Origin of the sequence: uncultured Meiothermus sp. (genome assembly GCF_937863175.1) — a bacterium.
GTDB lineage: Bacteria > Deinococcota > Deinococci > Deinococcales > Thermaceae > Meiothermus.
This window is the reverse complement of record NZ_CALMCQ010000440.1, coordinates 1-3,808: the sequence shown is the minus strand read 5'-3', so window position 1 is coordinate 3,808 and position 3,808 is coordinate 1. Positions and strand designations below refer to the sequence as shown.

3 protein-coding genes and 1 pseudogene are annotated in these 3,808 nt (G+C 59.9%); 3 read left to right on the top strand and 1 reads right to left on the bottom strand.

Annotation, left to right across the window (positions count from 1 at the left end; translation table 11 throughout):
* The first annotated feature begins 512 nt into the window (after window positions 1-512).
* The 3 genes from Q0288_RS16355 (at window position 513) to ssb (ending at window position 3,011) form a co-directional block, all read left to right on the top strand.
* The gene (locus Q0288_RS16355; RefSeq protein WP_299432860.1) at window positions 513-968 is read left to right on the top strand and encodes a hypothetical protein; all 456 of its coding nucleotides are present in this window, start codon (window positions 513-515) and stop codon (window positions 966-968) included.
* Window positions 969-1,019: 51 nt separating this feature from the next.
* Entirely contained in the window at window positions 1,020-2,150 is a 1,131-nt protein-coding gene (locus tag Q0288_RS16350) for a hypothetical protein (protein WP_299432857.1), read from the top strand.
* 120 nt (window positions 2,151-2,270) lie between these two features.
* Window positions 2,271-3,011, top strand: a complete 741-nt coding sequence (ssb, locus tag Q0288_RS16345) for a single-stranded DNA-binding protein (protein ID WP_299432854.1) — start codon at window positions 2,271-2,273, stop codon at window positions 3,009-3,011.
* Between the two features lie 255 nt (window positions 3,012-3,266).
* Here the strand turns inward: ssb and Q0288_RS16340 are convergent.
* Window positions 3,267-3,808: pseudogene (locus tag Q0288_RS16340) on the bottom strand (malate synthase A); the annotation flags it as partial.

The window sequence follows — 3,808 nt, the reverse complement described above, 5'->3', positions numbered from 1 at the left end:
AGCCTTGTAGGCCACAGCCAACCCGCAGGAACGGGCGGGCTGAGGGAAAAACGGGAGGACGGGGGGTGGTGAGTCCAGGGGTTCGGGTGGGTCGGGTGGGTTCAGAGCCACCCAGTCTTCGATATGGGTTTCAGGGCCGAGGGTGTGGGGTTTGGTTCGGCGTGGCATTGGCAGTCTCCATTTCTGGCGTTTGAACAAGGCCCGTGATTCTGATCATAACATAATACTATCTTTTGTTGACAATTCAAGGGACGCTGCTGTGCAGCCTGGGTGTTTGGATACGATTGATCAAATGCGACTAGAACGGTGTTATAACCAGGTTGGTTATACCGGCTGGACAAATGGGCGATTATGTTATACACTTATCCCATCCGAGTTGGTACAAGCCAAACGGGGGAAGGAACAAAACGTACATGAACTGAGAAACTGACCGCAACGCACCAGACGAGCCGCCCGAAACAGACGACCCCAAGCAAAGCGCCGCGTGGCGCAGACCGAAACGGAAGTGGACGATGAAAAAGCTCGAGCTCCCCCTGTACCCCCATCTAGAAACCATCTTTGGCTATTCTGGCGATGCCCCCAGGGTAGCGTTCTACTGGGAACCCGAGAGCGACAAACTGATGTACGACGACGGCCTCGAGAGCGGTACCGCTAACTCCTGGGCCTACCTGATCTGGGCGGCCCACCCCTCGGTCAAGCCCTTTCTGGCCCCCGGCCTGCACCCCATCTTGCTCCTCGAGCGGCGCAGACGCAGACTCTACAGCGTCAGCCGTACAGAGGCCCTGGATGCCCTAAAGGTCGCGGGCGTTCCCGACCTGAGCCTGCACGTGGGTGAGTACGCCGAGCATGTCGAAGACTATCAGAACGAGGAAGCCGTCGAAACCGCCCCCTGGAAGGAGGCCCAGCAACTCCTGGCCGATTTTGTGATCTGGCTGGGAACCACCTCAGGAAGCCGGAAAGCAGCCTGAGAGCCATAATCCGACCGAAACACACCTCACCTGCAAAGGAGCGAAACAGACATGATCCAGGGACTGCACACCCGAACCCGCTATGTTCGCATCGGAAAGTTCAAGATCGGCCTCAAGGAGACTGTAGTACGCGGTGGTCGTAGCTTCGAAAAACCGGTCGCGCTGGACTATTTCCGCATCATCGAGGGGGCCCAGCCGATCCAGGCCCTCTATGGTGAGCGGCCCCAGCAGGTGCTGGTCTACCTGCCCGACAACCTCAGCCAGGCCACCTGGGATGCCTTCTACAAGCGCTACGCCCGCTCGGGGCTAATATGTAAGGGCGACGGCATCGTGGGCCAGGAAGTCCAAGCCGATGGCAGCCTGAAGGCTCGCGACTGCGCCCTGCGTGGCTGCCCCTTTGCTCAGTCGAGTAAAAAGGGCGACAAGGTGGAGGCTCCGGCCTGCCGCCCCATCGGAACCCTCAGCTTCAAGGTGGTAGGTGTGCCCAGTGCAGGGGTCTACCAGATTGACATCAAGGGCCGGATGGGCGTGGAGCGGGCCGACAGCTACCTGTGCCAACTGCAACAGGCCGCCGGGGGCGATCTGAGCGGGGTACCCTTTTTGCTCACGGTAACTGTTTCCAGGGGCAAGGATAGCTTTCCCACCAGTCGTATCGAGCTGCGCGATGGACCTGAGACTGCCCAGGTTTTGCAGGGCTCGCGCAACCGCGAAACCACCCGAGCCATCCTCGAGCGGGTACAGGGTTTTGTGATCACCAGCGACACCGGCCAGGTCATTGCCTCACCGGAGATTCCGGTGGAGGAGAACCTCCAGACTCGTGCCAGGTTCGCCTTGCTTCTCAACCAGGCTATCGAGGATCACTACATCCTGGGTGACTCGGTGGAGCACTACTACCAGGTTCTGCGCACCTTGGGGCGCATGGGGGAGGCCGAGGCCGAGCAGTCGTTTCAGAAGCTCGAGGCTTTTGTAGATGATCTGAAAGCCACCCAGGATGAGCCCGTAGCCCAGCACGGCGAGGCCGACCAGCGCTATGCAAACTTCGCCTTCAAATACCTCAAGCCCACCGACTACCAGACCCTGGGCTTCGCGCAGCCAGCCGAGCCCAGCGTCTTCACCCGCCTGCAAGCCCGCCAGGCTGTAGCCCATCTGTACGAGCAGCGCAAGCTGAAGGAAGCAGCGTAGGGAAGCCGGTAGCCGATCATCGGTACTCTTTTCTTTATCTGGCTGCCAACCGCTTCCCAAGACCCTAGACCTACTCACTAAGCCCTATCTTTATCTGACCGTAACGCACAAGGAGAAAACATGTCCACCAATCTGGTTCTCATCAGCGGTGTCCTCAGCAAACACGAACTTCGCTACACCCCCAAAGGTACCCCTTTGCTCGAGGTTTCCCTCATTGGCAAACGCTCTGCAGGAGAAAACCACCTCTTCTTCCGCGCCGACTTCACCTTCTACGGCAAGCTGGCCGAGAACTGGGCCGATCAATTGGTAGACGGTCAGGCTTATCAGGCCACTGGCCGCCTGGTCTACGAGTCCTGGGAAGTGGACGGCGTGAAGGGCTCGAGGCTGCGCATTGTGGGCGAGGAGCTGTTCAAGCTCGAGCAGGCCGACATCCACGAGGAGGAAAAAGGCCCGGTGCTCTACGGGGCCGAGAACCGGGTGATCCTCTCGGGTGGCCTGACCGCCGACCCCGAGATCCGCCAGACCTCGCTCAAAACCCCGGTGGCTAAGGCCAGCCTGGGCTTCTCGAGCTGGGACGCCTCGGCTGGGCAGGCCAAAAATCACTATGTCGAACTGGAAGCCTGGCGCGACCTGGCGGTGCAGTTTGCCGGGCTCAAGAAGGGCTCTCCGGTGCTGCTGGAAGGCGCGCTTAAAACCGAGGTTTGGGAAGACAAGGAAACCAAAACCAAGCGCTACAAGCGGATCTTGGAAGTCCAGCGCGTCACCCCGCTGTCCCGTGTCCGCAGCGCCCTGCGCGACCCGGAAGAGCCCCCGCTGGTCGAGCGCGGTGCCAAGCCTAAAGCAAAGACCAAAGCAGCGTAAAACCCCTCGCGGTGTCAGGGCGGGCCTGATGCCCGCTCTTTGTGTTTGCTGCAAAACATCGGGGCAATCGCTTCGATAACAAACCCGCGATCATGGTAAGCACCCCTCGAGGGTGCTGAGCGCCAGGCGCTGGGGAGACCAGGGATGCCAAGCAGTCCAGAACAACGTACAGGGCACAGCTATGGGTGGACGGCTTCACTGACTTCGGCCTCTATGAATGAAGGTCGAAAGGCAACGGATAGCTCGACGCTGGTTTCAGCCGAGCCGCTCATAGGCGGACAGGGTCAGGAACTCCTTGAACTCCGGTTGCAGCACCAGTTCGTCCAGGAGTTGCGCAGCCACTTCCAGGTTCTTCATGCCTGCTAGTTTTGCCATCTCCTCTTCCTTAAGCTGCGCGTACAGTTCTCTGGTGAAGGTGCGCCCGTCGTCCAGCTTCGCGCCCTTCTTGAGCCACTGCCACAGTTGCGAGCGGGAGATTTCGGCAGTGGCTGCGTCCTCCATCAAGTTGAAGATAGCCACTGCGCCCGAGCCGCCCAGCCAGGCCGCCATGTACTGCAGCTCCACGCTGATGTTGTTGCGGATGCCTACTTCGGTGATCTTGCCGCCCGGCACATTAAAGTCAATCAACTGTTCGGCCTGGATCCTGCCCTCCACGTCCTCGCGCAGGCGGTCTTTCTGGTTGGGCCGGTCACCCAGCACCCGGTCAAAAACCGCCAGGGCCACTGGCACCAGGTCGGGATGAGCCACCCAGGTACCGTCAAAACCGTCGCCGGATTCACGCTCTTTGTCCTTGGTTA

Bases quoted from the DNA above. Each gene is read 5' to 3' on its own strand.
- Q0288_RS16355 (WP_299432860.1), top strand. From the start codon at position 513: ATGAAAAAGCTCGAGCTCCCCCTGTACCCCCATCTAGAAACCATCTTT.
- Q0288_RS16350 (WP_299432857.1), top strand. From the start codon at position 1,020: ATGATCCAGGGACTGCACACCCGAACCCGCTATGTTCGCATCGGAAAG.
- ssb (WP_299432854.1), top strand. From the start codon at position 2,271: ATGTCCACCAATCTGGTTCTCATCAGCGGTGTCCTCAGCAAACACGAA.